Origin of the sequence: Streptomyces sp. NPDC059256 (genome assembly GCF_042753785.1) — a bacterium.
Lineage (GTDB): Bacteria > Actinomycetota > Actinomycetes > Streptomycetales > Streptomycetaceae > Streptomyces.
In genome coordinates this window covers 14,164-39,350 of sequence record NZ_JBHYZO010000030.1, presented here as the reverse complement: position 1 = coordinate 39,350, position 25,187 = coordinate 14,164, and the positions used below count along the sequence as shown (strand labels likewise).

Below are 25,187 nucleotides of genomic sequence, written 5' to 3'. Positions count from 1 at the left end.
ATTCCCCCGTGCCTCGGATGCACGGTTTCAGCGGTCCGCTGCGCTCGGTCCTTGCACTGGTTCTGGCACTCACTTTCACCCTGACCGTGCTGGAGCGTCCCGCCCGGGCGGCGCCGTCCGACGCGAATTCCCGGGCGTATGTGACGGCATACATGGGCCTCATCGCTTCGATTCGTGAGCGCCTCCGAGCGGCTGGCACCGGTGGGACCACGACCGCAACCGCTCCGGCGGGAGCCATTTCCTGGGAGCTGGGAGGCGAGGAGCAGGTGCTCGTCAGCGTCAGGGCGCTTGCCAGCTTCAATGGAGCGGACGACCCGGACTCTGCTGATGTCCAGATAGTGTTCAACCGGACGAACCTCTATGTGCTCGGGTTCTACCTACCGGGCACAACGGGAAGATACTACTACTTCAGGCACGGCGTAAGCCATCCGAATGTCGATTGGGGTGCTTCGACCGTGGAGCGCCACGAGCTTCCCTTCGGAGAGAGATACGCCAACATGGGCGTCGGTGATCTCAATTTCGAGGTGAGCCGGGAAGCCATCATGTCGGCGGTGATGGCACTGCGCGCTCCGAACAACAGCAACCTCGGCAGCCTGCAGAGAAGCGTTGCGGTACTGGTGGTGGCGCTCGCGGAGGGCGCACGGTTCCGTCCCGTCGTGCAAGCCCTGGCGAACAACATCCTCTGGAACCAGTCCTGGAATCCACAGATCCATGAGCGGCTCATCCACAACTGGAGCGCGATCTCGGCTGCGGTTCGTGACCCGGCGAGCGAGGGATACGTCAACGGGTCCCCGGAACAGCCGAACTGGACGATGTCCAGGGTCGAGATAGCCATCGCCCTGTACTTCCTGTGGCGGCATGTGCCTTCGCCACCCGGTCCGAAGGTCCCGAAGGTCAGAGTCATGGCACTGGGGGACTCCATCACGCTGGGTGTGGGCAGTACGCCTGCTCGTCTTGGCTACCGGCCCGCTCTGGCCGCGGCGCTGGCCAGCACGGCGACCACCGTGGAGTTCGTCGGCTCGCAGACGGATGCAGAAGGCAACCGGCACGAGGGCCACTCGGGCTGGTTCATCGAGGGCATCTCCTCGTACATCGAGGAGTGGCTGGCTGCGGCGCAGCCCAATGTGGTTACCCTGCACATCGGATCCAACAACATCCACCACGGCCAGAACGTCGCAGGCGCACCCGCTGAACTGGGTGGCCTGCTGGACAAGATGTTCGCCATGGCACCTGACCTCACGGTGCTCCTCGCTCCCATCGTCCCCAACAGCAATCCGGGCAAGCAGGCCCTGGTGAACACCTTCAACGCCGCGCTTCCCGGGATCGTGCAAGAGCGGCGGTTGAAGAACAACAAGGTGCGGCTGGTCGACTTCAGCGCCATCAACGACAGCGACCTGAACGACAGGCTCCACCCCAACAACAGTGGCTACCAGAAGATGGCCGACGCCTTCCACAAGGGAATGGGCGCAGCCGCTACCGACAAGTGGATCACTGAGAACGTCGTCGTCTCACCACCTCCGCCCGGCTCCGACATCCCCGGCGACTACGATGTCGACCTCGATGGTGATGGTAAGGCTGAGTACTTGGTCCTTGGTCCGAATGGTTCGGTGAATGCTTATAGGTACACCACCGGTACTAGTTGGACGGATCTGGGTCGTATCGCTTCGGGTTCTGCGCAGTGGACGGATAAGCAGGTTCGTTTTGCTGATCTCGATGGTGATGGTAAGGCTGAGTACTTGGTTCTCGGTCCGAATGGTTCGGTGAATGCTTATAGGTACACCACCGGTACTAGTTGGACGGATCTGGGTCGTATCGCGTCTGGCTCTGCGCAGTGGACCGATAAGCAAGTCCGTATCTGAACCCTTCGCCCGCACGACTATGGCGGGCCTGCCGGTCACCGGCGGGCCCGCCATTTGGCGTTCGCGTTCACAACTGATGCCCCACCCAGTGGTACAGGCTCTGGTGCGGCACCCACTCGCCCCCGAAGGCGGACAGAAGCCGGGCCGGCGTCTCCCTCGCGACGGTATGGGCTCGTCGTCCATGGCACGCAGATCGAGGTTGAACTGCCCGTCCGGGACGATCTGGGCCCAGCAGTCCGCAACGCGGCGACGTCGATCCGCGGCGGCCACAAGGCACACGGCGCTCGCTCGGCGCGAGCAGCACCTCGGACGGTACGCACCAAACCGGTCAGGCTTTCTTGACCACGCTGGATTTGAGTTGCATGGCGCCGAGTCCGTCGATCTTGCAGTCGATATCGTGGCCGTCCGCACCGTTGACCAGGCGGATGTTGCGGACTTTGGTGCCGGCCTTGATGCCGCTCGGGCTGCCCTTGACCTTCAGCGCCTTGACGACGGTGACGGTGTCGCCGTCGGCGAGTACGTTGCCGACCGCATCCCTGATCACCTGGGCCTCGGCGCCGCTCGCGGAGCCGCGGGTTGTCGGCGTCCACTCATGGGCGCACTCGGGACAGATCAGGAGTGCACCCATGGTGTAGGTGTAGGCGCTGGAGCACTGGGGGCATGGCGGGAGGGTGTCGGTCGCGTCGTTCACGGGGTTTCTCATCCGGAGGGTTCCTGTGTCGGGTATCAGGTGTCGGGTGTCAGGTTGTGGTGGCGTTGGGCCATTCGTCGCTGTACCACTGGCGTTGATCCCCTGGCACGAGGTGGTGGGCGGTGAGGGCGGTGGGCAGATCGCCGTGTACGGGGATCGATGGATGGGTGCTTTCGGGTACGAGGAAGCCGTCGGCCGGGATGGCGGCCAGCTCCAGGCGGCGTCCTTCGGCGGCGAGTTGGCGTGCGGCCTGGACGACGGCAGCTTGTCCGTCGGTCGACCAGCCGCGCAGTTCGGTCAGGTCCAGGATGACCGGTCCTGTACCCCGGGCCAGGGCCCAGCCGATCGCACCGGTGAACCGGGCGACCGCCTCGGGGCCCAGGTGCCCGGCCAGGGAGAGAACGCTCAGGTTGGGGTGGGTGGTATAGCGCCACTCGATGGTCATCCGCTGCTACCTCGGTCTTTCGTAGGGGATGGTTCACAGGGGGAGGGTGATCCAGATGCTTGTGCCGTTGCCGTCGGCGTCACCCCGGTACGGGATCGCGGGCCGCCACCGGGCGCCCACCGGCATCAGCGCCGTCACCGCGGTCGCGTGCCCGGTTTCGGGAGTCGAGCCCGGAGGAGACGCCGGAACCGAGGGTGAGCGGCAGGGTCGCGATCGCCACGGTCAGGCGGGCGAGTAGATCGCGGCGCGGATTGCGGGTCATGGCGGTGAAGTCCGTGGCGGCAGGCAGCAGCGACCGGATCGGGTCCCAGGGCCGGCGGGCCAGCAAGGTGCTCACCGGGACGTGACCACGTCTTCCCGTAGCTCCGCGAGGAGCTCGTTCTGCCCGGCCAGCATCTCGGTCAGAATCCGCCGCGCGGCCCGCATCAACTCCGCCACATCCCCGCCAGCCAACTCGTACACCACCGTCGAGCCCTCCCGGGTGGAGGTGACGATCCCAGAGCGACGCAGCACAGCGAGCTGCTGAGACAGCGCCGCAGGCTCCACCTCGATCGCGGTCAACAGATCCCTGACCGGCATCGGACCACTCTGGAGCAGCTCAAGCACCCGTATGCGGACCGGGTGCCCGAGCATCCGAAAGAACTCAGCCTTCGCCTGATACAACGGCACCTGCACCCCTACACCAGCTCCCTCATCCACATCCATGGCGCTACCGCACCCGAGGTCGGATGAACGCCCGGCTGCCACACCTCCTCAGCAAGGACGCGGCGACGTTCATGATGTAGCGAATTGCGCAAATTTGCAATTTGTGTCGTCGTGTGATGGGCGCACAGGTGGGCCACCTGGGTAGCTGCCATGCTGCCCCAGCCGATTTCGGTATCTGCCTGCGGGGCTTCGGCGCCCCGTACCGAGTGACTGTTTGGCCAGTGATGAGTTCACGGCCTACGTCGTACTACGTGACCGGTCATTGGTGCGTCGAGCCGGAGAGCCGCGATCCACGGCGTGGCCCTCGAACGGTCCGTTCCCCATGCTTCCCCGGGCATCGTCCCATCAGGGGACCCACCGCGGGGTAGCCATAGGGGCGGCCCGTGACAGCCGACTAGGTGGGGGGATCGACGGTGATGGTTCGGAATTGGCTGGATGAATCCATCTCGGCAACGGAGGTCCGCAAGATATGGGTGTGGGTCGGCCACGTTGCCGGCTGGCTCTGCGCGTTGTCCGCGTGCGTGTACTCGGTACTGTACGGATCCACCTTCGCTGGTTTCGTCATCACACTCGCGGCCTGCACTGTCTGTCAGATGTTCGCAGTGGCGGCGGCCCTGTGGCCCGGCGATGGCGCGCGCTCCAAGGGCGCACTTGACTGCCACATCCGCGCCGCGTTATCCGGCATTCTCTTCCACTACTTCGCCATGGTGGCTGCGTTCCCTGTCCTGCTTGTCGTGCTGGTGACCGGGCATGACATTGACAAGGAGGTGCTCGGTCCGATCGCCATGGGCGTGCCCGCCCATATGGCGGCCAGCATCATGAACCTGATCGCCGTGGGGCTGTGCGTCGGTCGTTCAGAGCGACGCGCAAGGCGCGATGGAATGCCGGACTGCCCGGACTGGAGCGACAGCGGAGGAGGCTGTGGCTGCGGTGCCGACTGATCGCCCCGCGGGCGACCCGCGCGGTGCAGTTGTCGGGTGCGGGCGCGTCGGCGCCGCCCTGGGGAGCCTCCCTCCTGAAGGCGACCGGCCCATTCAGGCGGGGTCCGGGTTTCGGGCGCCGCGGCGGCCTGATCAGCACCTTCCTCCTCGCTGCCTGTCTCACCGGCGCACTTGCGCACTCAACGAACCGTGGGAGGTGCCCGTATTGGGCCCCTCCCATGGCTGCGCCATGACTCAACCAGCGCTCACATGCTGACTAGCGGGTCCTGTCCCACGGTCAGGCTTGGATGCGGCAGTACAACTTTCCCTTGTAGATGAGGCATTCGCGGGGTTCGGAAGCGAGGGTCCGTGATGTCGGCGTGGACGGCGTGGTCGGCGCCAGAGCGGATGCGGTACCGGCCAGCGGAAGCAGAGCGAATGCGGCGACGACCGTCGCGGCAGCAACTCGGCCAAGAGCCTTGTGCATATGGTTCTCCCCGTGAGGTAGAGCGGAATGTGGAGGGACTCAACAGCCCGACTCCGCCGGGCAACACCTCCCCGTGGAATGGAGACCCCTGAACCCCACCTAACGCAACGCTACCCAGCGCGATTGCACGAATACCCTCTGTTGCTGAATGCGGAACTTCGTTGCGCCTCCGATGCGGAATGTGCGAAAAGGGCGTTCGATGCCAGGATGCCCGGTTCGTTCCGCACGCGGACCCTGTGTGAAGGAAGCCGCGCAGCACCTTCCGGACGTGAAGCGAGCCGTGAGCGTCGTCGAAGTCGGCCACTCGGCATGCGATCGACGGTCTCCCATGCTGTTGGGCATACCGCTCGCCGGCTCCAACAGACCCGCCCTCGCCACTCCGTTCCCCGCTTCAGACACCAGTCGCAAGGCAGATCACAAGGTCCTCGTAACCAGGCACTCTCCCTTCAGCGTCTGGCTCCAACACCATGATGTGCTGGGGTCAGTCCCACCAGAATTCCCAGGAGTGAGCGTCAACGAGTCGCTCGGCGTATGAGACCAGCGTGTGGGGACGGGAGCCCTGCCAGATGTTGTCCGGGCAGAACGCAAAGTGCTCCGCGGCGATGAGGAGCGCGTCTTCTGTCTGCGTCGGCGGGGTGGCGATGCTGAGGTGGAGGGTGTCGAACCCTACGGCGACGACGCGTGCGCCGAAGCGCTGCTCCCAGGTTCGCAGAACGGTGGAGAACTTCGCGGTGTCGTTGTCGTAGTTGGCGGGCCCGTCCCATCCTGCGACGGCGAGTGCGTCGGCACCCGAAGCCGCAGGGACCAGCCCGAGGCGGACACGGGCCCGCAGGGAGGCGAAGAACTCCGCGTACTCGGCGGCCTCTTTGTCCGGATCGGGTCCTGTCGGCCGGCCGGGGGCCAGGCCCGGCCATCGCTGCCCGAAGGGTGCGGTGACGGCCAGTCGTTCGGCGGGCGGAAGTACATCGTCGACCTCGTCGGTGGTCGTGTATCCGCGCCACCAGTGTGCGAGGAGTTCGGCCGGGTCGTGATCCCCGGGCGAGGACATGCGCTCGGGGGACAGCTCACCCGAGGCCCAGGGCCGGAACTCGCTGTCGCCGGGATCCCGGCAGTCGAGCAGGAGGGGCCACAGTCCGGTGCGGGTGTGTTCGGCGCGTATGCGCGCCCACAGTCCGGGAGCGACCGGGCCGTCGCTCAGCCAGAGAATCTGGTTGCCGTCGCTGCTGTCTTCGGACGTGATCATTCGGCCGGGCGGCAACGGGGTGTCGAGAAGCGTGCAGGGTTCAAAGGTCACGCGCGGATGCTAGCCCCACGGACTGACACGCCTCGCAGTCGACGGCACTCTGACGCCAGTCTCCATTCCCGGCGGCGTCGAGCCGAGACGCGCGGCCACGCCGACGATCTCGTCGAGGACTCCATCCGGCGTTGGGAGGGGGCGCGGAAGTCGATGATGTTGTGTTGGCCTGCCGCTGGCTCGGACACGCCGCTGAACGGCGCGCCGACTCCCGTCGAGGTACCCCTTGAGGAACAGCAGAGACGGGTGGGGACGGTTGGCGTCGACGACGATGTCGGCTTCGTCCAGGTGGGTCGGCTGTCGGGAGACGAGGCCGATGGCCATCGCGGCCGTACTCACCCGCCGGTTGCGAGAGCCCACCGCTGCCCCGATGTCGGCCCTGGATGGAACATCCGCAAGGCGAGCCGGAAGTCATATCTCTCGGGGATGGTTCACATCCCTTGCTATTGGTACGGACCAATGTGATTCTCTGGTATAGACCTCCGCCCCAACCCCCCGCACCCGGGGCGGTGTTGTCCAGATCCTCCCGACGTCCCCTACACGTACGAGAGTGAGTCGCCATGTCTGCCGTCCGACGCCGCTTGGCCGCAGCCTCCGCGGTCGTGTCCACCGCTACGTTCCTGTCCCTGACGCCCTCACCCGCGAGTGCGCACGGCTCTGTCTTCGGCCCGGTCAGCCGGGTGAGCGCATGCTTCGCCGAAGGCCCGGAGACGCCGAAGTCCCAGATCTGCAAGGACCTCATCGCCGACTCGGGGACCCAGCCGCTGTACGACTGGAACGAGGTGAACATCGCCAATGCCGACGGCAGGCACCAGCAGATCATCCCCGACGGCAAGCTCTGCTCCGCCAACCGCGTGAAGTACCGCGCCTTGGACTGGGCCCGCACTGACTGGCCCGCCACGGCGGTGACCGCGGGTTCCTACGACTTCAACGTGAGGGTCACCGCGGCCCATCGGGGCACGATGACGATGTACATCACCAAGCAGGGCTTCGACCCGACGAAGCCACTGAAGTGGTCGGATCTGGACGCGGCCCCGGTGGGTACGTACTCCACGCCGGGCATCAGCGACAGCGGCTACTACCGCTTCACCGGTACCCTTCCCGCCCGCACGGGCCGCCATATCGTCTACAAGGTCTGGCAGCGCCACGACAGCACCGAGGCGTTCTACGGCTGCTCGGACGTCACCTTCGGCGGGGCGGGCACGTCCGTGGCCAAGGCTCCGACCGAGGCGAGGATCGACACGAGCGCACCCCGATCGACCGTAAGCCACGCGGGCCATGGCGGGGACGAGCACGCGCCCGCACTGGTCTCCGCTCCGTCGCAGCCCGCGACCGCTTCACTGCCAGGTGCTGTGGCCTGGGCTGGAGGCGCAGCCGCGTTCGCGGTGGGCGCCCTGCTCCTCGGCCGCGGTCGACGCAGGACGAACTAAGGCGGTTTCCGGGCGGTGTGACGCCACCGCGAAGACCTCATGCCGGACATCGTGCTGAGGCAGCCTCTTCTCCCCCCACGGCCTTCGCGCTGATCCCTGTGCCCCACTGGTTGGAGCACAGGGATCAGACGGAGGCCGATTTCGTATCCGCGGCACCAGCACGGGGACGCGGAGAAGGCACGGGGACGCGGAGAAGCACGGCGCAGTAGTCGTACGGGCCCATGAGGAGTTCTCCGCAGGGAGTGAGGAGTTACTGCGCAGGGCCGGAACGATCCACTTGTTTCGTTTCGGACCCCACTGGCGATCCGTCCACGGAAAACCTGGTCGGTACGGGAACTCCGATGGTCCGCTGTCCGACCAATGGAGCAGATCACCCCAGGACCGATGAGGAGACCCGAATGCCACGCATGAACCGACGGGATGTGCTCCGTGCCTCCACCGCGCTGAGCGCCACCGGCGTGCTGGTGGGCGCCGCAGGCTCCATGAGTGCCGCGGCGGCGGATCATTCGGTCGCTGGGAAGGAGCGGATCGGCCCGTTCCGAGTGCAGGTCGTCATGTTCGACGGCGTGGAGGAGCTCGACTTCGCCGCGCCGTACGAGGTGTTCTCCGCTGCGGGGTTCTTCACCTCGCGGCCGGTGGAGGTCGACTACGTGAGAGCCTCGGGACCGGCCGCCGTCACGGCGGCCTACGGGACACGGCTGCGGGGCATCGGCCGCTGGGCGCCCGACGAGGCCGATGTGCTGGTCGTACCGGGCGGTGGCTACGGCCGACGGGACAGCCCGGGGGTATGGGCCGAGATCACCCGGGGCACACTGCCCCGGGCACTGGCCGAGGCGGCCCGTCCGGGACTCACCATCGCCGCACTGTGCACGGGCGTCATGCTCTGCTCCGCCGCCGGGTTGACCCGTGGCCGCCCCTGCACCACCCATCATGGGGCCCGCGCGGACCTGGAGTCGCAGGGCGGCGTGGTGAAGAAAGCCCGGGTCGTGGACGACGGCGATCTGGTGACCGCGGGCGGTATCACCTCGGGTCTGGAACTCGCTCTGTGGATCGTCCGCCGTGAACTCGGACCGGACACCGCACTCGGCATCGAGGCGATGCTGGAGTACGAGGCACGTGGCACGGTCTGGGCACGACACTCCTCGGCGCGATAGACCCAGGGCCCGGGGCCGTCTTCATCCGACGGTATCCGGGAGCCCGACGCCGCCGCCCCCCCGACCGCGCCGCCGATCTCGTCGATGTCGGGGCGGGTCGGGTCGATGTTGGGTCGGGTCGGGTCGGGTCGATGGGGAGGGTGGATGCCACCGATGGCGCGCCTCCAGTCCTCCGGCCGGACTGACCGCTGCGCATGCTCCCTGGAGCGCGATGCCGCACACTCTTGAAGAGGGCTATTGCGCAGGCCAAAGTGAGGGTGTTCGGCGTGCTGGAGGTTCCGGTCTGGCTGTGGGGTGTGTTCGCCGTGACGGTGATCGTGTCGCTGGCGGTGGACCTGCTGTCCCACCGGACCGCGCACGTCATCCGCTTCAAGGAGGCAGCCCTGTGGAGCGGCCTGTGGGTGAGCCTCGCCGTGATCTTCGGTGCGGTCGTCTTCCTCGTCCTCGGAAGTGCTGCCGGCACCGAGTACACAACGGCTTGGCTGCTGGAGAAGAGCCTGTCGGTCGACAATCTGTTCGTCTTCGCGGTGATCTTCGCGTACTTCAAGGTGCCCCGCGCCTACCAGCACCGCGTGTTGTTCTTGGGGGTCATCGGCGCGCTCGTCTTCCGCGGGATCTTCCTCTTCCTCGGTGTGGCCGTGGTCAGCCGCTTCACCGCGGTGCTGTTCGTCTTTGCGGGGGTGCTCTTCTACAGCGCCTACAAACTCCTGAAGGACGAGGAGGACAGTTTCGACCCGGGCAAGAACTTTGCCGTGCGGATGCTCCGGAAAATCATCCCGGTTCGGGACGAGTACGTTGGGGCGAAGTTCTTCGTCAGGGAAGTCGGCAAGTGGGTGGCGACGCCACTTCTTGCGGTGGTGGCGTCGATCGAGGCCGCCGACCTGATCTTCGCGGTCGACAGTGTTCCGGCCGTCCTCGCGGTCAGCGACGATGCCTTCATCGTCTACACCAGTAATGCGTTCGCCATCCTCGGCTTGCGGGCCCTCTACTTCATGCTCGCCGGCCTTCTGGACCGCTTCCACTACCTGGGCAAAGGCTTGGCGATCATCCTCGCCTTCATCGGTGTCAAGCTGATCCTTCAGGCATCCCACAAGATGATCAGCCCCAGCATTCCGGAAATCCCCTCACCGATCAGCCTCGCAGTCATCGTCGTGATCCTGACGGGTTCCGTGCTCCTCAGTCTCAGAAGGTCCGCTCGGATGGACGGTGCGAAACAGGCCGATGAACAGCGAGCTTCTTCCGCGGCCCCCGAGCAACCTGGCCCGCCGCCTGCGGCGAATGACGGTGATTCCTCATCTGGATCACAGGGTCGGGACGTTTGAGCCCGTCCGCGCTCACGGCAAGGAGGCGGCACTTTCCTTCCCGTAAATGCGGACATATAGTAAAAATATGGCCAAAACAAAGAGCGAAACTGACGTGTACATGTGCCCGATGTGCAAGCAGCCCGTTCCGACCGCGATCCACCGCCGCCGGACCCTTGGCGTATTCGTTCCGGTCTGGGGCCCCGGCGCATGCCAGAACCGCGACTGTCCCGAGTACCGATTGGACCCCCAACGCAAGAAGTCGCCAGCCCGGTGACGAGGAGGACGACGGAGCGTCCGTGGTCAGACGAGACTCCATAGGCGTACATCCCGGTCGGCGCTGGCCACGGTTTTCCCGTCCCGGCTGATGGCGACCGAGCACAGGGCCCCGGCGCTGTCGGAGAGGGTCGTGGTGCTGGCCCGACGCAGGATGTCCCATATACGTACGGTCTCGTCCTCGCTGGCGCTGGCGAGCTGCTCGCCATCCGGTGTGAACGCGACTGCTCTCACGATCTCGGTGTGCCCATCGAGTGTGGCGGTACTGGTCCGGGAAGCCACGTCCCACAGCCGGATCTTCTTGTCCCAACCACCGCTGGCGAGAGACTTTCCGTCGGGGCTGAAGGCGACCGACGACACATAGAGGGTGTGGCCGGTGAGGGTGGCGAGCGGGCTTTCGGCTGTCACGTCCCAGAGGCGGACCGTGTTGTCCCAGGCGCCGCTGGCGACGGTCTTCCCATCAGGACTGAAGGCGACGGAGACGACATCGGAGGTGTGGCCGGCGAAGACCGCGATGGGGACTCCGCCGGAGACCTTCCACAGACGCACCGTCAGATCCCGGCCCGCACTGGCGATGGTCTTGCCGTCCGGGCTGAAGGCGACACCGTTCACCGATTTGCTGTGACCGGTGAGGGTGGCGACGAGATTGCGGTCGGCCACCCGCCACAGCCGGATGGCGCTGTCGCCGTGACCGGTGGCGAGGGTCTTGCCGTCCGGGCTGAACGCCACGGCCAACACCAGGGAACGCCCGTTGACCGACGCGGTGAGGGACCTGGTGGCCGTGTTCCACAAACGGACGGTGTTGTCCTCGCCCCCACTGGCGACGGTCTTCCCATCGGGGCTGAACGCCACCGCGTACACACCCTTGGTGTGCCCCTTGAGGCTGGTCGTGCTCGGTTGGCCGGATGGCTCGTCCGCACCCGGTTTGAGCGCCCATGCGGCCCCAGCGAGCCCGGCGACGGCCGTGGCCCCGGCAAGGACGACCGTCCGACGGGCCGGCCCACTCCGCCCTACCCCTCCTGCACCCGCCGGTGCGGCGGGTGTATCCGGTGTGGAGATATGGGTGGGCGGGTGCGGCACGGACGGACGTTGCCGGGCGGGTGCGGTGACGGTGGGCTGGTACTTCGGTGCCGGTGGCGCTGGATGGTCCGGCCGGGTGGGCGGGTGATGGAGTTGGCTGAGTCGGGCGGCGAGGGCAGTGGCACTGGGGCGTTGATCGGGGTTCTTGGAGAGAAGGTCGTTCAGGGTGGGGGCGAGTTGTGCGGCGTGCCGGGGTGCGGGCAGGGGCTGGGAGAGGATGGCGTGGAAGAGTGCCATCAAGGTGGGAGCTTCGAAGGGGCTCCTGCCTTCGACGGCGGCGTACAGGGTGGCTCCGAGGGACCAGAGATCGCCGGCAGCCGTGGCGTCCCCGCCTTCGAGCTGCTCGGGAGCCATGTACTGAGGCGTTCCTACGATGGTTCCGGTACGGGTGAGCCGGGTGCCAGCCGAGTCGTCGAGGACACGGGCGATGCCGAAGTCGGTGAGGATGGTGCGCGCGCCGTGGATGAGGATGTTGTCGGGCTTGAGGTCACGGTGGACGACGCCAGCGGCGTGGGCATGTGCGAGCGCGTCAGCGATCTCCGCGCCGATCTCGGCGACCCTCTGCCAAGGGAGCTTGCCGTTCTGGGCGATCAGGCCGCCAAGTGAGTTCCCGGGGATGAACTCCATGACGATCCATGGAGCGTCAGCGTCCTTGACCACGTCATGGACGGTGATGATCCCGGGGTGTCCGAGTGTCGCTGCCACCCGCGCCTCGCGCATGGTGCGTTGAAGCAACTGCTCCCGTTCACCCGACGAAGTTCCCGCCGGCAACACCACTTCCTTGACGGCGACCCTGCGGTCGAGGGTGTCATCGTGCCCCCGCCACACCCGTCCCATACCGCCCTGGCCCACCAACTCGACCAATCGGTACCGGCCACCCACCAAGCGTCCCACTTCCCCCACCATGGCGGTCACTTTAGGCCACGCCACCCCGGAAGGCCGGCCGAAGTCACAGCGGGGACCGGGCAACACGAATCCCAACCGCGGCCACTCCTGGCGCATGTCCGACGGCTCTGGCTCGGATGATCGCCCCCGAGCCTCCGACCGGTGCGCCGCGACGGAAGGCCCGTACGGAAATGATCCCGTACGGGCCCCGGTCGTCATGTCGCTACGGTACGAGCCTCAGCAGCTTGTTCGGGGAGCCCGCTCCGATGGCGGTGAGAACGTTGGGCGTTGCGCCGTTCACGAGTGCCGTCGCCACGGCCGCGGGGGAGGCGCCGGGGTGGTTGGTCAGGTAGATCGCGGCAGCGCCGGAAACGTGGGGCGCGGCGAAGGAGGTGCCGTTACCCGTGTAGGTGGCGGTGTCGGAGTTGTTCCAGCCGGCCGTGATGTCGGAGCCCGGCGCGAAAATGTCCACGATGGGACCGTGGTTGGAGTAGGTGGCCTTGGCGTCGGTCCTGGTCGTGGCACCCACGGTGATCGCAGTGGTCACTCGGGCGGGTGAGTAACCGGATGCGGGTGCCCCTGAGTTGCCGGCCGCGATGGAGTACGTGACGCCAGAGGCGATCGACCGCCGGACCGCGTTGTCCAGCGTGGGGCTGGGCCCTCCGCCGAGCGACACGTTCGCGACGGAGGAGGCCACGTGGTTGGCGGTGATCCAGTCGACGCCGGCGATGACGCCAGCGGTGGTACCGGACCCGGTGTTGCCGAGGACACGCACGGCAACGATCTTGGCCTTCTTCGCCACTCCCCAGGTGGTCCCGGCCGCTGTGGTGGCGACATGGGTGCCGTGCCCGTAACCGTCCTGGGCGATGGGGTCGTTGTCGACGAAGTCGTACCCGTTGAAGGCGCGGCCTGCGATGTCCTGATGGGTGATGCGGACCCCGGTGTCCAGGACGTAGATGGTCGTGTTGATGCCCGCCGAGTCCGGGTAGGTGTACGTACCGTTCAGCGGGAGGTTCGCCTGGTCGATCCGGTCAAGTCCCCAGGGCGCGTTGTACTGGGTGGCGGTCGAGTGGACCTTCTGGTCCTGCTCGACCGAGGCGACCGCCGGGTCCGCGGCGAGCCGCTTGGCCTCGGTGTGGCTGAGCGTGGCGGCATAGCCGTTCAACGCCGCGGTGTAGGTGCGCTTGATCTGGCCGCCGTAGCTGGCTATCAGTTGCTTGCCGCGGGCGGTGGACGCGGTGAAACCAGCGGTCTGCTTCAGCGTGACGAGATAGCTTCCCGGCACTGCGCCTGCTGCTCCGGCCTGCAGGATTCTTCCCTCGGGCTGGGCTGCCTGGGCCGGTAAGATCGCGCCCGCTCCGGCTGCCAACGCCACTGTCGCCACGGTTGCTACCGCTGCGACGATCCGCCGCTTGGTGTTGCGCACTGCTGCCATCGAGTGGTCCTCCTCGAATGGTGGCGCGCCAGAAGTGCACGCGCCCGCTGGGTGCGGCGTACGGGGTCTGTACGCCGCCACCGACGATGGCGCGACGCTCTCGGGCAGGGCAAGCACAAGCCGACTGTTGCCATGAGCACGACATGTTGCCACTCGCCCGTCAACTTGGCTTTACATGCGGCAATATGAACGTCGTCTTGTGTGCGCGATCCGACCGGCTCAGTCCGAGTGTCCGCGGAGCATGCAGAGCCCGCCGTTCTTGCGCAACCGTCCGGACAAGAAGTGACATCAGCTGCCGAAAGGGTCGATTCAGGAGGGCCTGCCCACCCGGCGAACACTCAAGGCCGATGGTCTCCGGCGCCTGACTTCTGGCTGCACGGATCAGAGTGATCGGCGTGCTCAGGGTGTCTCTCGGGTCTTCGCATCGAGGCGGGTACGGCCGCGCTTCTCGCCCAGCGGGTATCCGCCCACGGCTCCCAAGTAACGGGTGCTCTGCAGAGCACCCGAGAAGAAGAGGACACTGCACCTATGACCCTACCCAAAACGCATCATTGCTCAGCCTGCTCGGACGGTGCTGTGACGGAGACAATCGTTCATGAGGACCTGGTCGTCGGAGCACCCCTGTCCATGGAAGATCTCACCGATGCAGAGCGCCTCGATCGGTTCGCCCGTAAGTACGCCCACGACGGTTGCCAGGTCAAAGAGGTCCGGCGGGTCACACAGGACAGCTTGAGCGGCTACGCCTGGTCCGTTCGTTTCACCGAGAGCCCTTGACGCATTGATCACCGGGCAGCTCCGGGAAGAGCGCCGCGAGGAGGAGCCTGGCCGATGAACATGCGCTTCGCGTAGCGGGCTCTGAAGGGGAGGTCGCCGTGTGTGCTGAATGGCTGCGCGGTGGCCTCGCTACGGGGAAGCCAATGCACCCGCCCCGGCACCGGTCGTGCGTGGCCGACCCCGGAACCCCGAGGGCCGGCGGGCAGAACAGAACAGCCGCGACGACTTCCACGCCACAGCGGAGTGGCTGATCGACAACAGATACGGGCACCAGCGCGGAGCCTGCGAGCCCGGTCAGGTCAGCCCGCGGCCGTACGCCTCCTGTGGGCCTTTCTGTCGATCCCTCGTCAGCCCCGATGCCGCCGTACTGTCGCAGGGCCGCACCTTCGTGAGGGCGTGGGACGCGATGTGCCTGCGACCGCGGCGACATCGCCGGTGGGGTGTGCGGCCGGTCAAGATCAATCTGAGCGGCGCTTTCCGTACCGTTACTGCTGGGACCCGGGCCAGGTCGCGGTGTTGGGGTCGATGTGGTGGGCACGGGCGCTGGCGTCGATGCTTCGACGAAGCCATGTGGCGAGGCCGGCGCGGATGCCGTCGTAGTGGGCGGCGAATCCCGGGTCGGCCTCATACATCCGGCCGAGACAGACCTGCATCTGTCTGGTGAGGGGAAAGTACGAAGCAAAGACTTCGCGGTGTCGCTCGACGAGTTGATTCGCTTCCGGGCTGCCAGGTGTGACGCCTGCATCCATCGCATCCCCGAGGGCGCTGTCGAAGCCGGCGATGCCGTCGGCTATGGCCTGCCATTCCTCCGGACTGCGAGAGGCCGAGCGTTCGGCGTACTGCCGCCATTGCGTCGTGTCTCCGTAGCGCTGACGGGCTAGGGCCGGCCCGTCCGGGTTCCACTGGGGGCCGAAGATCGCGGCCTGCTGTTCGACGGTGAGCAGCAGGCCGCGCTCGTGGGCGTCGATCATCCGGTCCAGTCCGGCGCCGAGTCGCTGAAGGCGGTCGATCCGTTCAGCGACCTGGGCACGCTGCGCGCGCAACGCGCCGGGCACGTCTGCGGTCGAGTCGTCGAGGACGGCCCGGATCCTGTCCAGACCGAGACCGAGCTCTCGGTAGACGACGATGCGGTGCAGGCGTTCCAGATCACCAGGGGTGTAGAGCCGGTATCCGGCAGTCGTGCGCAGCGATGGTCGCGCCAGACCGATCTCGTCCCAGTGGTGCAACGCGCGGACCGTCACGTCCAGCCGTGTCGAGACCTGCCCGACGGTCAGGCCATCGGTGTCAGTGGTGTCAGGCGTGCTGGTCATGGTCGCCGCGACCGTCGACGGGTGCGGTGATCCCGATGGCTTCAAGGTTCCGTGCCTCCTGGCTGGTCGGATCGAAGGGCTTCGCGGCGGTGAAGACGACCCGTGTGTTCTCAGGGGTGATCACCTCCACATCGCGGGTGTTCCAGGGAGTGTCCCGTGGGCCGTCGACCGAGTTCGGGCGCAACCGACGACATGCCTCGGCAAGGGAATCGACCTGGCTGAGCACGCCCGAGAAGCTGAAGCTCATCGCCGGTGGCTGCTCGGGCACGCTCGCCGCCGAGACGAGGAGTACGTCCTGGAACGCCCACCGGCGCAGATGCACCATGGTGTCGGGGATGCTGAACAGCTCGAAGAACCCGAGCCCACGAATCCAGAAGTCCACCGACGCCGCCAGATCGCTCGTGGGGATCGTCACGAACGCGGGCATCCCGTAGATGCCGCGGAACGGCTCCGGCGGAACCGCATCCGGGCCGGGAGCAGGTACGGGACTCATCTCGAACGCGTTGTAGTAGTCGCTCATGCACCCCACCCTCCAGCCTCACCCAACGTGAGGGTCAAGCCGGACCTGTGAATCTCGACCCATCCCAACGGTCCGACCGATGTTGTGACTGCGTACAACTGAACGGTAAGGCAGCCAAGGCAGCTTCTGAACGCGCTGTGCCGTCCGACCCCGCCCGCGACCAAGCGCATGTCAGTTTCTGGCCGCGTTGCCGCGTTGCAGGTCGGTGATGTGTGCAGTGGGACCGTGGCAGAGGTGTCTGGAATCGGCTACGTGCTCCGGGGCGGCAGACAGGTGTCGATGACCTCGGCGATGAGGGTGGCGCCGCGGCTGTTCTGGTGGATGTGGTCTGTCGTGAGCACGAGACCTCGGCGCCGCGAGATCGTGTCGAAGCTGCGGCGTAGTACGGAGTGCCGGAAGAGGACGCCGACGCCCGCCGCGGGAGTCAGCTCCCGGTAGGGGATCGGCAGCGGGTCCGCTTGGCGTAGTTCCTCGATCTGGCGTTCGTGCAGCGGGAGGTAGGTTGCCTTGTTGGCGGTGGCGACCTCGGCGATCATCCGGCTGTACGCCTGCGATGCCTGCGCCGCCGCTCCGTCGAGTTGTTGGCCGAGGACCGGGAGCGACAGCAGCCCGATCGTCGCGTCGGTCTCCGTTCGCAGCCGGTCGACGACGGTTCCCAGGCACTGCTGGAACCAGCCGGCCGACGGGCGCTCGGGGAGTTGCTTGCGTCTTATGGCCCGCTCGATGGGGTATCCGGGGAGGCTCGCTCGGGCGTCGTTCGTCCCGATCAACACGGTGATCACGTCCGGCGGGTCATCGACGACGGCATCGAGGCGTTGCAAGAGGTTGAAAGCGAAGTCGCCGTTGGCGCCGAAGCGGTTGAGCCGTACGCCGCCTGGACGGTGACGTCGTTCGAGGATGTCCAGGTAGTCGACGCTGAGCTGTGCGCGGGTGAGACTGTCGCCGAGGCACGCGATGTGTGTTGTCACGGCGTCTGCGGGTCGGGTGTGCCGACGTGCTCGGTCGGGCGGGTGTCGGTCCGGGGCCGGTGTTCGGTGCCGAGGCCGGCGGTGATGGTCAGGATGGAGGCCGGCCCCGCCATGTCGACCGCGTGCCAGGTCCCGGCCAGGTTGACGGTGGCCTCTCCCGGCCCGAGCACAACGCGTTCGGGCACTCCGGCCATGTCGCGGATGACCGTCACCGATCCGCTGAGGCAGACGACCAGTTCGTCGCCGGCGGGGTGGCGCTCCCAGTGGTTGCCGAGGCCGTCGCCGTCGAAGATCGTCACGATCCGGCCCTCAGGGCCGTCCGCTGCGACGGCGGCGCTGTATGCCTGAAGCACCTCCGGGACCCAGGCGAAGCCCTCGATGGGTTTCGCTCTCGATCCCAGCCCGAGGTGTACGGGGGTGGTCCGCAGGTCGATGGCGTTGCGTTCGTGGTTGACGAGTCTCATGCCGACGATCGTCACAGGACGGCGAGAGGTTGGTCTTGAAGGAAAGGGAACGGAATCCGACGCGACGGGCAGCCGGTAGGCGACTACCTGTTCCCGAGGAGAACTTCACCGCGACGCCAGGCCGTCGGTGATCGGCCCGTGAACTCGCTCCAGTCCCGGACGAGATGGGCCTGGTCCGCGTAGCCGGAGGCGGTGGCCACATCGGCCCAGGGGAGCGGGTCGACTGCCGTCGCCAGTTCGTGTGCGTGCTCGAAGCGGAGAACTCGGGCGAAGGTCTTCGGCGACAGGCCCACCTCACCGCCAAACCGCTCGGTGAGGTACCGACGGCTCCAGCCCAGTTCTGCCGCGACCGCCCCAACCTGGACGCGGCCCCGCGCGGTGACGAGGCGGCGCCATGCCTCGGCCACCTCGGGGCGTATCCGGGGCGCGCGGTCGCCGCCGCGGCTGACGGTGCGCAGGAGCAACTCGTCCAGTGCAGCGAACCGTGCGGCCCATGTCGTGGCCGCTCGGAGCCGGTCGACCAGTTCGACCCCAACCGTTCCGAGAAGCTCGTCGAGTGGGACCAGTCGGTGGGCGAGCGCAGCGGCGGGCATGCCGTAGATGGCCCGAGCCCCGAGCGGTGTGAGGGACACTTGAACGCCTTGTTGGCGTCCGTCGTGGTGGATCGCGACGGAACGGCACATCAGACCGCCGGCCACACTGTCGAATCGGGTGACCGGTGACCCGTCGTCGACGCACGCCGCCACCTCCAAAGGGTCGGACAGGCTGATCACCGCAGTGAGCACGCGGCTCGGCGGACCGCAGTGCACCCCTGCCGGGAACCCGCGAAGGTCGAAACCCACATACGAGCCGACGTACCGCCGCAAGGCAGGCGCCGGACGGGCAGCGAACCTGGTGGCCAGATGGTCTTCCACCCTCATCAGTGTACGAACCCGCGAGCCAGGCGAGATCACCACCGGAGAGCAACCAAGTTGCCCCGGTTCGTTGTGAGCCGTACGGAGATACCTCAGCGAGCGGCGGGCGCCTGCGCAGGAGACAACGGCAAGCCGGTCCTCTGCCCTGAAGCGGAGGCGCTACTCAGGCATGCTCGGACGGTCGACGGTCGACGGATGGTGGCTCGGGGCTCATCAGTGAGCCGGCTGCGCCGTCCCCAGCGTTTCCCGGTGCCTCCGGTTCGCGGCCATCAGCCCGTCGAGTGTGTCCCTGGTCCGTACGAGGTCGGCGATGTGTGTGGTGAGTCGCTCATGCTCCAGCGCCATCCGTGCCAGCGCAGAGTCGGAGTTCTCCTCGCTGGCCGCGTCGATGCCGGGCAGCAGTTCGGTGATGGTGCGGCTGGACAGCCCAGCGGCGTAGCGCCGTTGGATGAGCGCGACCCGCTCGATTTCAAAACTTAGGCTACCCTCACTCAAATGAGACAGCCTGTCTGTGAAGAGGAGGCGGCATGACCATAATCGAAACAACGGCCCCCGATCGGGAGAGCGATGCTCCTCAAGAGGTCCCGGCATCCCACCCCGTGTCCGGCTCCGACGACCGGGCGCGCACCGTCCTGAAGGATCTGCTCGCGCCGGTCCGCGTCCCGACCTTGATCGGTATGGGACTCCAGGTGATCGGCTCCGCCGCCGCCGTCGTTCCCTTCATCGCCATCGCCGAACTGGCCCGGGCCCTACTGGCCGCCGGGCCCACCGACGAGAGCGCGGTGCGCCGGGCCGTACTGATCGCCCTGCTCGGTCTGACCGTCCGCGGAGTGTTCGGCCTCGCGGCCCTCGTCGTCACCCACTTCGCCGACGTCCGACTCCAGGCGTCACTGCGGCGCCGGATCGTAGACCGGCTGGGCCGGGTCCCGCTCGGCTGGTTCGACGCCAACTCCTCGGCCGCAGTGCGCAAGGCGGCCCAGAACGACGTGCACGACCTCCACCATCTCGTCGCCCACAGCGCGATCGAATCCGTGGGTGCGATCACCGTCCCGATCGCCGGATTCGGCTATCTCCTCTGGCTGGACTGGCGCCTCGCCCTGCTCGCCGTCGTCACTCTGCCCGTGTACCTCGGCGTGTACGCGTACATGATGCGGGACTTCGCCCCGCAGATGGCCGCGATGGACGCGGGTGTGGCGGCGGTCAACCGCAGCATCGTCGAGTTCGTCCAGGGCATCGCCGTGGTCAAGACCTTCGGCCGTACCGGGCAGGCCCACGCCAGCTACCGGGAGGCAGCCACCCGCTTCGGCCGCAACTACAGCGACTGGGTACGCCCGATGCTCAAACTGGAGGCCGTGGCCTCGATGGCGATCTCACCACCGGTCGTCCTGCTGGTCACCCTCGGCGGCGGCATCTGGTTCGTCTCCCGCGGCTGGGTGACACCCGTGGACGCGGTGACCACCTCCCTGGTCGCCATGATCCTGCCCAGCGCGCTGCTCACCCTCGGATTCAGCGCCCAGGCCAAACGCGAGGCGACCGCCGCCGCGCTGCGGATCGACGCCGTCCTCACCGTCCCCGTCCTGCCCGAGCCGGAGCACCCCCGACCCCTCCGGGGCCACGAAGTCGCCCTGGAGACCGTGTCGTTCAGCTACGACGGCACCCGGCAGGTCCTGGACGGAGTGAGCCTGCGGCTCGCTCCCGGCACCCTGACCGCGCTCGTCGGCCCATCCGGTGCCGGAAAATCCACCCTCGCCGCCCTGGTCACCCGCTTCCACGAAGTGACGGGCGGCCGTGTGACCGTAGGCGGAGTGGACGTCCGCGAACTGAGCACCAGGGACCTCTACCGCACCGTCGGCTTCGTCCTCCAGGACGTCCGGCTGGTACGCGGCACAATCCGCGACAACATCCGGCTGGGAAAGCCCGAGGCCGGCGACGCGGAGGTTCGGGCGGCGGCGGAGGCAGCCCGGGTGCACCAGCGCATCCTCGCCCTCCCGGACGGCTACGACACGGTCGTCGGCGAGGGACTGGCCCTCTCCGGCGGTGAGGCGCAGCGCGTCTCCATCGCCCGCGCGCTCCTCGCGGACACCCCCGTCCTCGTCCTCGACGAGGCCACCGCCTTCGCCGACCCCTCCTCGGAGGCCGAAATCCAAGACGCCCTCGCCCCGTTGATCGCCGGACGGACCGTCCTGGTGATCGCGCACCGGCTCTCCACCGTCACGACCGCCGACACCATCGCCGTACTGGACGGCGGACGCCTAGTGGAGCGCGGCACCCACGCCGAACTGCTGGCCGCCGACGGCCGCTACGCCCGGCTGTGGGCGACCCACGAAGGGACCAACTCATGATCCGCGACCTGGCGGCCGTACTCGGCCCCGACCACCGACCCGCCCTCGTCCGCTACCTGGGAACCCTCGCCCTCACCGGTGTCTCCCAGGGCGCCGCGGTCGCCTTCATCGTCCCCGTACTGGGCCGGCTGTTGGCGGGGGACACGGACGGCGCCGCGCAGTGGCTCCCCTGGATGGGCGGGGCGGTGGCCCTCTCGCTCCTCGCCCACTACGCCCAGGCCATGCTGGGCTTCCGGCTCGCCCTGGTGATCCTGACCACGCTCCATCACCGACTGGGCGACCACGCGGTGACCCTGCCGCTCGGCTGGTTCGACGGGACCACGGTCGGACGGCTCAGCCGGATCGGCACCAAATCCGTCTTCTCCATCGCAGGAAGCTGCGCCCATTTGCTCCAGCCACTGGTCACCGGCGTCCTCGCCCCGGCAACCGTGATCGTGGTGATGCTCTGGCACGACTGGCGGCTCGGCCTCGCCGTCCTGGTCTGCTCACCACTGATCCTGCTGACCGCCCGGCTCTCCGTACGGCTGATGACACGATCGGACGAGGAGAACGACCGGGCCGGGGTTGAGGCGGCCAACCGAGTGCTGGAGTTCGCCCGCGACCAGACCGTTCTACGGGCCTTCGGGCGCACCACCGAGGGCTACCGACCGCTGGAAGACGCCCTGGAGGAACAGCGGATCGCAGCACGCCGACAGGTCGTGCTCTCCATCCCCGGCATGCTGCTCAGCGGTTTCGCCGTACAGCTCTGCTTCTCCGCCCTGATCGGCGTGGGTGCTCTGCTTGCGCTGCGGGACAGCGTCGACCCGGTCGAACTCATCGCCCTCCTCGCCCTGGTGGCGCGCTTCACCGGGCCGCTCGCGGAGGTGGGGGAACTGGCCGGGGTGCTACGGATGGCCGGGAACGATCTGCGCCGGGTGCGCGAGGTCCTGGACGAATCGCCACTGCCCGCACCCGAGCGCTCCACCCCGGTCCGCACCCCTGGTGAGATCGAGCTGACCCGGGTGCGCTTCGGGTACGGGGAGGGCCCGGACGTGCTCGACGGCGTCGGCTTCACCGTGCCGCCCCGGACCATGACCGCCCTGGTCGGTGCCTCCGGGTCCGGGAAGACCACCGTGACCCGGCTGATCGGCCGCTTCTCCGACGTCCGCGGGGGCACGGTCCGGGTCGGCGGAACGGACGTGCGGGAACAGCGCACCGAGGACCTGATGGCCCAGTTGGCACTGGTCTTCCAGGACGTGCACCTCTTCGACGACACCCTGATCGGCAATATCCGCATCGGACGGCCGGACGCGACCGACGAAGAGGTCCATCGCGCGGCCCGCCTCGCCGGGGTGGACGAGATCGTCGACCGGCTCCCGGACGGCTGGTCGGCCCGGGTCGGCGAGGGCGGTCGGGCCCTCTCGGGCGGTGAACGCCAGCGGGTCTCGGTCGCCCGCGCCCTGCTGAAGAACGCGCCAGTGGTCCTGCTGGACGAGGCCACTGCCGCGCTCGACCCGGAGAACGAGGCGGCGGTACAGCGCGCCCTTGAGGAACTGCGCGCGAACAGCACTCTCCTGGTCATCGCCCATAGGCTGAGCACCGTGATGACAGCGGACCAGATCGTGGTACTCCACGAAGGACGGGTCGCCGAACGCGGCACCCATGCGGACCTCCTCGCCCTCGACGGGCACTATGCGCGCTTTTGGCACGAGCGGAGCCGGGCGGCCGGGTGGCGGATCACCGCGGCCCGCTCATGACGAACGCCGCCGACGGGGCGGGCACGGAGGAGCCGGGACCGGGGTCCACCGGTCCCCGGCGATCCGGAACGGACCACAGGGGCGGCGGGCGGGGGGCTTCACCCCGGCCGCGCCCCGCCCCCCCCCCCCCGCGCCGCCCCCCCCCCCCCCCCCGACTCTGCCCGCCGAGTACCGCTGGACAGCCTTAGGAGCCCTCGCCCGCCGCTGCGGCCTTGGCCTGCGCGTCCTCCACGGACTTGCGCACCTCATCCATGTCCAGCCCACGCGCCTGACCGATCACGTCCTCCAGCGCGGCCTCGGGCAGCGCGCCCGGCTGGGCGAAGACGGCGATGTTCTCGCGCACGATCATCAGGGTCGGGATCGAACGGATGTCGAAGGCCGCGGCCAGCTCCTGCTGTGCCTCGGTGTCGACCTTGGCGAAGACCAGGTCGGGGTGACGCTCGGCGGCACCCTCGTACACGGGCGCGAACTGCCGGCAAGGGCCGCACCACGAAGCCCAGAAATCGATCAGGACGAAGTCGTTCTCCGACACCACCTGGTCGAAGTTCTCCTTGGTGAGCTCGACAGTGCTCATGATTTCTTACCTCTCGGATGGATACGGTGGGCTCGCCCCGCACAACCGATCCCGGGGGCGCGCTATTCCACCCCCTGCCCGTGTGGCCAGGAGCCACACCCGGCACCAGACTGTCCCTATGACGACCGAACCTGTGGAGTACGACGTCGTGGTGCTGGGCGCAGGGCCCACCGGGGAGAACGTGGCGGACCGGCTGCGCGCCGGGGGCCTGAGCACGGCGGTCGTGGAGAGCGAGCTGGTCGGGGGCGAATGCTCGTACTGGGCGTGCATGCCCAGCAAGGCGCTGCTACGACCGGTGATCGCCCGGGCGGAGGCCCGCCGGGTACCCGGGCTGAGGCAGTCCGTGCAAGGACCGCTCGATGCGGCTGCCGTCCTTGCACACCGTGACCAGGAGGTGTCCCACTGGAAGGACGACGGCCAGGTGTCCTGGCTGGAATCCACCGGAACCCACCTCTATCGCGGACGCGGTCGGCTGGAGGGCCCGAAACGAGTCGTGGTCGAAGGACCCGACGCGGAGCGCCGTGTGCTCACCGCACGACACGCCGTGGCGGTGTGCACGGGCAGCCGGGCCCTGCTGCCGGATCTGCCCGGTCTGGTGGGTGCGAAGCCCTGGACCAGCCGCGAGGCGACGAGCGCCACGGAGGTGCCCGCTCGATTGACCGTGGTGGGCGGCGGGGTCGTGGGTGTCGAGATGGCGACCGCCTGGCAGGCGCTCGGCTCGCAGGTCACCCTGGTCGCACGTGGTGACCTGCTGCTTCCCCGGATGGAACCCTTCGTGGGACAGCACATCGCCGATGCACTGAGCGAGGCCGGCGTCCGGGTGCTGATGAACACCGGGGTGACCGCGGTGGAACGCGAAGGAGGTTCTGGCCCGGTGACCGTGGTGGTCGACGGCGGAGAGCGGATCGAGGCCGACGAGGTCCTCTTCGCCACGGGCCGGGCGCCGCGCACCGAGGACGTGGGGTTGGACACCGTGGGTCTGCAACCGGGGTCCTGGCTCTCGGTGGACGACAGTTGCCGGGTCGAGGGCAGTGACTGGCTGTACGCGGTGGGCGATGTCAACCATCGCGCACTCCTCACTCACCAGGGCAAGTACCAGGCCCGGATCGCGGGAGCGGCGATCGTCGCGCGGGCCCAGGGCGTACCTCTGCTGGAAACCGACCGTTGGGGCGCCCACAGTGCGTCCGCCGACCGCTTCGCCGTACCGCAGGTGGTCTTCACGGATCCGGAGGCAGCCGCCGTGGGCCTCTCCCTCGCGGAGGCGGAAGCGGAAGGTCACCGGGTGCGCGCGGTCGACTACGAAATCGGCTCCGTGGCCGGCGCGGCCCTCTACGCGGACGGCTACCGCGGCCGGGCCCGGATGATCGTGGACCTGGACCGACAGATCCTGCTCGGTGTCACGTTCGTCGGCCCCGGTGTGGGCGAACTCCTCCACTCGGCGACGGTGGCCGTCGTCGCGGAAGTGCCCATCGACCGGCTCTGGCACGCCGTTCCCGCCTATCCCACGATCAGCGAGGTCTGGTTGCGGCTGCTGGAGACGTACAGGGAGGGGTAACGGTCCCTGAGTTCGGATCGGCAGTTTTGCGACAGCGCCGACCGGTGCTGATGGCTGGTTGGGGTGCG

22 protein-coding genes and 2 pseudogenes are annotated in these 25,187 nt (G+C 67.8%); 9 read left to right on the top strand and 15 right to left on the bottom strand.

The window, feature by feature from the left end:
- The first annotated feature begins 17 nt into the window (after window positions 1–17).
- On the top strand, window positions 18–1,859 hold the full coding sequence (locus ACFXJL_RS32555; RefSeq protein ID WP_384698557.1) for a GDSL-type esterase/lipase family protein: 1,842 nt from the start codon (window positions 18–20) through the stop codon (window positions 1,857–1,859).
- A gap of 328 nt (window positions 1,860–2,187) precedes the next feature.
- Here ACFXJL_RS32555 and ACFXJL_RS32550 read toward each other — a convergent pair whose 3' ends face one another.
- From ACFXJL_RS32550 to ACFXJL_RS32535, 4 genes and pseudogenes are all read right to left on the bottom strand, one after another.
- Window positions 2,188–2,550, bottom strand: a complete 363-nt coding sequence (locus ACFXJL_RS32550; RefSeq protein WP_384642720.1) for a zinc ribbon domain-containing protein YjdM — start codon at window positions 2,548–2,550, stop codon at window positions 2,188–2,190.
- Window positions 2,551–2,599: 49 nt separating this feature from the next.
- Complete coding sequence (locus ACFXJL_RS32545; RefSeq protein WP_384698553.1) at window positions 2,600–2,995, bottom strand: STAS domain-containing protein; 396 nt, start codon at window positions 2,993–2,995, stop codon at window positions 2,600–2,602.
- A 129-nt stretch (window positions 2,996–3,124) separates the two neighbouring features.
- Window positions 3,125–3,296, bottom strand: a pseudogene (locus tag ACFXJL_RS32540) (sodium-independent anion transporter); the annotation flags it as partial.
- Window positions 3,297–3,328: 32 nt separating this feature from the next.
- On the bottom strand, window positions 3,329–3,670 hold the full coding sequence (locus tag ACFXJL_RS32535) for a metalloregulator ArsR/SmtB family transcription factor (RefSeq protein WP_329027256.1): 342 nt from the start codon (window positions 3,668–3,670) through the stop codon (window positions 3,329–3,331).
- Between the two features lie 428 nt (window positions 3,671–4,098).
- On the opposite strand from ACFXJL_RS32535, the gene ACFXJL_RS32530 reads away from it, so the two are divergent.
- Window positions 4,099–4,641 (top strand): hypothetical protein, encoded by a 543-nt coding sequence (locus ACFXJL_RS32530; RefSeq protein WP_384698550.1) that lies wholly within the window; start codon window positions 4,099–4,101, stop codon window positions 4,639–4,641.
- A 277-nt stretch (window positions 4,642–4,918) separates the two neighbouring features.
- Here ACFXJL_RS32530 and ACFXJL_RS32525 read toward each other — a convergent pair whose 3' ends face one another.
- Window positions 4,919–5,107 (bottom strand): hypothetical protein, encoded by a 189-nt coding sequence (locus ACFXJL_RS32525; protein WP_358878021.1) that lies wholly within the window; start codon window positions 5,105–5,107, stop codon window positions 4,919–4,921.
- A gap of 481 nt (window positions 5,108–5,588) precedes the next feature.
- Window positions 5,589–6,401, bottom strand: a complete 813-nt coding sequence (locus tag ACFXJL_RS32520; RefSeq protein ID WP_384698547.1) for a DUF4253 domain-containing protein — start codon at window positions 6,399–6,401, stop codon at window positions 5,589–5,591.
- 560 nt (window positions 6,402–6,961) lie between these two features.
- On the opposite strand from ACFXJL_RS32520, the gene ACFXJL_RS32515 reads away from it, so the two are divergent.
- From ACFXJL_RS32515 to ACFXJL_RS32505, 3 genes are all read left to right on the top strand, one after another.
- Window positions 6,962–7,831, top strand: coding sequence for a lytic polysaccharide monooxygenase (locus ACFXJL_RS32515; protein ID WP_384698544.1), 870 nt, complete (start codon window positions 6,962–6,964; stop codon window positions 7,829–7,831).
- 407 nt (window positions 7,832–8,238) lie between these two features.
- The gene (locus ACFXJL_RS32510) at window positions 8,239–8,985 is read left to right on the top strand and encodes a DJ-1/PfpI family protein (RefSeq protein WP_384698632.1); all 747 of its coding nucleotides are present in this window, start codon (window positions 8,239–8,241) and stop codon (window positions 8,983–8,985) included.
- 266 nt (window positions 8,986–9,251) lie between these two features.
- Window positions 9,252–10,307 (top strand): TerC family protein, encoded by a 1,056-nt coding sequence (locus ACFXJL_RS32505; protein ID WP_384698541.1) that lies wholly within the window; start codon window positions 9,252–9,254, stop codon window positions 10,305–10,307.
- A 282-nt stretch (window positions 10,308–10,589) separates the two neighbouring features.
- Here ACFXJL_RS32505 and ACFXJL_RS32500 read toward each other — a convergent pair whose 3' ends face one another.
- Together ACFXJL_RS32500 and ACFXJL_RS32495 are read right to left on the bottom strand one after the other, a co-directional pair.
- Window positions 10,590–12,548 (bottom strand): WD40 repeat domain-containing serine/threonine protein kinase, encoded by a 1,959-nt coding sequence (locus tag ACFXJL_RS32500; protein WP_384698538.1) that lies wholly within the window; start codon window positions 12,546–12,548, stop codon window positions 10,590–10,592.
- Window positions 12,549–12,750: 202 nt separating this feature from the next.
- Complete coding sequence (locus ACFXJL_RS32495; protein WP_358878016.1) at window positions 12,751–13,962, bottom strand: S8 family peptidase; 1,212 nt, start codon at window positions 13,960–13,962, stop codon at window positions 12,751–12,753.
- 576 nt (window positions 13,963–14,538) lie between these two features.
- Between ACFXJL_RS32495 and ACFXJL_RS32490 the strand changes: the two genes are divergently transcribed.
- Window positions 14,539–14,736, top strand: coding sequence for a hypothetical protein (locus ACFXJL_RS32490; protein ID WP_329013888.1), 198 nt, complete (start codon window positions 14,539–14,541; stop codon window positions 14,734–14,736).
- Between the two features lie 485 nt (window positions 14,737–15,221).
- Here ACFXJL_RS32490 and ACFXJL_RS32485 read toward each other — a convergent pair whose 3' ends face one another.
- The 6 genes and pseudogenes from ACFXJL_RS32485 to ACFXJL_RS32460 all read right to left on the bottom strand — a co-directional run.
- A complete protein-coding gene (locus tag ACFXJL_RS32485) occupies window positions 15,222–16,046 on the bottom strand; it encodes a MerR family transcriptional regulator (RefSeq protein WP_384698535.1) in 825 nt (274 codons plus the stop codon).
- The gene (locus ACFXJL_RS32480) at window positions 16,030–16,566 is read right to left on the bottom strand and encodes a VOC family protein (RefSeq protein ID WP_384698532.1); all 537 of its coding nucleotides are present in this window, start codon (window positions 16,564–16,566) and stop codon (window positions 16,030–16,032) included. The genes ACFXJL_RS32485 and ACFXJL_RS32480 overlap by 17 nt, the downstream gene beginning before the upstream one ends.
- Window positions 16,567–16,814: 248 nt before the next feature.
- Window positions 16,815–17,534, bottom strand: a complete 720-nt coding sequence (locus tag ACFXJL_RS32475) for an SGNH/GDSL hydrolase family protein (protein ID WP_384698529.1) — start codon at window positions 17,532–17,534, stop codon at window positions 16,815–16,817.
- Window positions 17,531–17,998 (bottom strand): cupin domain-containing protein, encoded by a 468-nt coding sequence (locus ACFXJL_RS32470; protein WP_384698526.1) that lies wholly within the window; start codon window positions 17,996–17,998, stop codon window positions 17,531–17,533. Before ACFXJL_RS32470 ends, ACFXJL_RS32475 begins: the two co-directional genes overlap by 4 nt.
- Before the next feature lie 83 nt (window positions 17,999–18,081).
- Window positions 18,082–18,918, bottom strand: a complete 837-nt coding sequence (locus ACFXJL_RS32465) for a helix-turn-helix domain-containing protein (protein ID WP_384698523.1) — start codon at window positions 18,916–18,918, stop codon at window positions 18,082–18,084.
- Window positions 18,919–19,125: 207 nt separating this feature from the next.
- Window positions 19,126–19,383 (bottom strand): annotated as a pseudogene (locus ACFXJL_RS32460) (MerR family transcriptional regulator); the annotation flags it as partial.
- Window positions 19,384–19,439: 56 nt separating this feature from the next.
- On the opposite strand from ACFXJL_RS32460, the gene ACFXJL_RS32455 reads away from it, so the two are divergent.
- Both ACFXJL_RS32455 and ACFXJL_RS32450 read left to right on the top strand, forming a co-directional pair.
- The gene (locus ACFXJL_RS32455) at window positions 19,440–21,254 is read left to right on the top strand and encodes an ABC transporter ATP-binding protein (RefSeq protein ID WP_384698520.1); all 1,815 of its coding nucleotides are present in this window, start codon (window positions 19,440–19,442) and stop codon (window positions 21,252–21,254) included.
- The gene (locus ACFXJL_RS32450) at window positions 21,251–22,990 is read left to right on the top strand and encodes an ABC transporter ATP-binding protein (RefSeq protein WP_384698516.1); all 1,740 of its coding nucleotides are present in this window, start codon (window positions 21,251–21,253) and stop codon (window positions 22,988–22,990) included. The genes ACFXJL_RS32455 and ACFXJL_RS32450 overlap by 4 nt, the downstream gene beginning before the upstream one ends.
- Before the next feature lie 184 nt (window positions 22,991–23,174).
- Here ACFXJL_RS32450 and trxA read toward each other — a convergent pair whose 3' ends face one another.
- The gene (gene trxA, locus ACFXJL_RS32445) at window positions 23,175–23,564 is read right to left on the bottom strand and encodes a thioredoxin (RefSeq protein WP_329025542.1); all 390 of its coding nucleotides are present in this window, start codon (window positions 23,562–23,564) and stop codon (window positions 23,175–23,177) included.
- Between the two features lie 118 nt (window positions 23,565–23,682).
- Here trxA and ACFXJL_RS32440 point away from each other — a divergent pair, with 118 nt between their 5' ends.
- Complete coding sequence (locus ACFXJL_RS32440; RefSeq protein ID WP_384698512.1) at window positions 23,683–25,119, top strand: dihydrolipoyl dehydrogenase family protein; 1,437 nt, start codon at window positions 23,683–23,685, stop codon at window positions 25,117–25,119.
- Window positions 25,120–25,187 lie beyond the last annotated feature (68 nt).

What these genes read in the sequence shown, in the direction of transcription:
- ACFXJL_RS32510 (WP_384698632.1), top strand. Translation starts at nt 8,239, where the DNA reads ATGAACCGACGGGATGTGCTCCGTGCCTCCACCGCGCTGAGCGCCACC.
- ACFXJL_RS32470 (WP_384698526.1), bottom strand. Translation starts at nt 17,998, where the DNA reads ATGAGACTCGTCAACCACGAACGCAACGCCATCGACCTGCGGACCACC.
- trxA (WP_329025542.1), bottom strand. Translation starts at nt 23,564, where the DNA reads ATGAGCACTGTCGAGCTCACCAAGGAGAACTTCGACCAGGTGGTGTCG.
- ACFXJL_RS32465 (WP_384698523.1), bottom strand. Translation starts at nt 18,918, where the DNA reads ATGAGGGTGGAAGACCATCTGGCCACCAGGTTCGCTGCCCGTCCGGCG.
- ACFXJL_RS32555 (WP_384698557.1), top strand. Translation starts at nt 18, where the DNA reads ATGCACGGTTTCAGCGGTCCGCTGCGCTCGGTCCTTGCACTGGTTCTG.
- ACFXJL_RS32515 (WP_384698544.1), top strand. Translation starts at nt 6,962, where the DNA reads ATGTCTGCCGTCCGACGCCGCTTGGCCGCAGCCTCCGCGGTCGTGTCC.
- ACFXJL_RS32485 (WP_384698535.1), bottom strand. Translation starts at nt 16,046, where the DNA reads ATGACCAGCACGCCTGACACCACTGACACCGATGGCCTGACCGTCGGG.
- ACFXJL_RS32500 (WP_384698538.1), bottom strand. Translation starts at nt 12,548, where the DNA reads ATGGTGGGGGAAGTGGGACGCTTGGTGGGTGGCCGGTACCGATTGGTC.
- ACFXJL_RS32455 (WP_384698520.1), top strand. Translation starts at nt 19,440, where the DNA reads ATGACCATAATCGAAACAACGGCCCCCGATCGGGAGAGCGATGCTCCT.
- ACFXJL_RS32495 (WP_358878016.1), bottom strand. Translation starts at nt 13,962, where the DNA reads ATGGCAGCAGTGCGCAACACCAAGCGGCGGATCGTCGCAGCGGTAGCA.
- ACFXJL_RS32450 (WP_384698516.1), top strand. Translation starts at nt 21,251, where the DNA reads ATGATCCGCGACCTGGCGGCCGTACTCGGCCCCGACCACCGACCCGCC.
- ACFXJL_RS32525 (WP_358878021.1), bottom strand. Translation starts at nt 5,107, where the DNA reads ATGCACAAGGCTCTTGGCCGAGTTGCTGCCGCGACGGTCGTCGCCGCA.
- ACFXJL_RS32440 (WP_384698512.1), top strand. Translation starts at nt 23,683, where the DNA reads ATGACGACCGAACCTGTGGAGTACGACGTCGTGGTGCTGGGCGCAGGG.
- ACFXJL_RS32480 (WP_384698532.1), bottom strand. Translation starts at nt 16,566, where the DNA reads ATGAGCGACTACTACAACGCGTTCGAGATGAGTCCCGTACCTGCTCCC.
- ACFXJL_RS32545 (WP_384698553.1), bottom strand. Translation starts at nt 2,995, where the DNA reads ATGACCATCGAGTGGCGCTATACCACCCACCCCAACCTGAGCGTTCTC.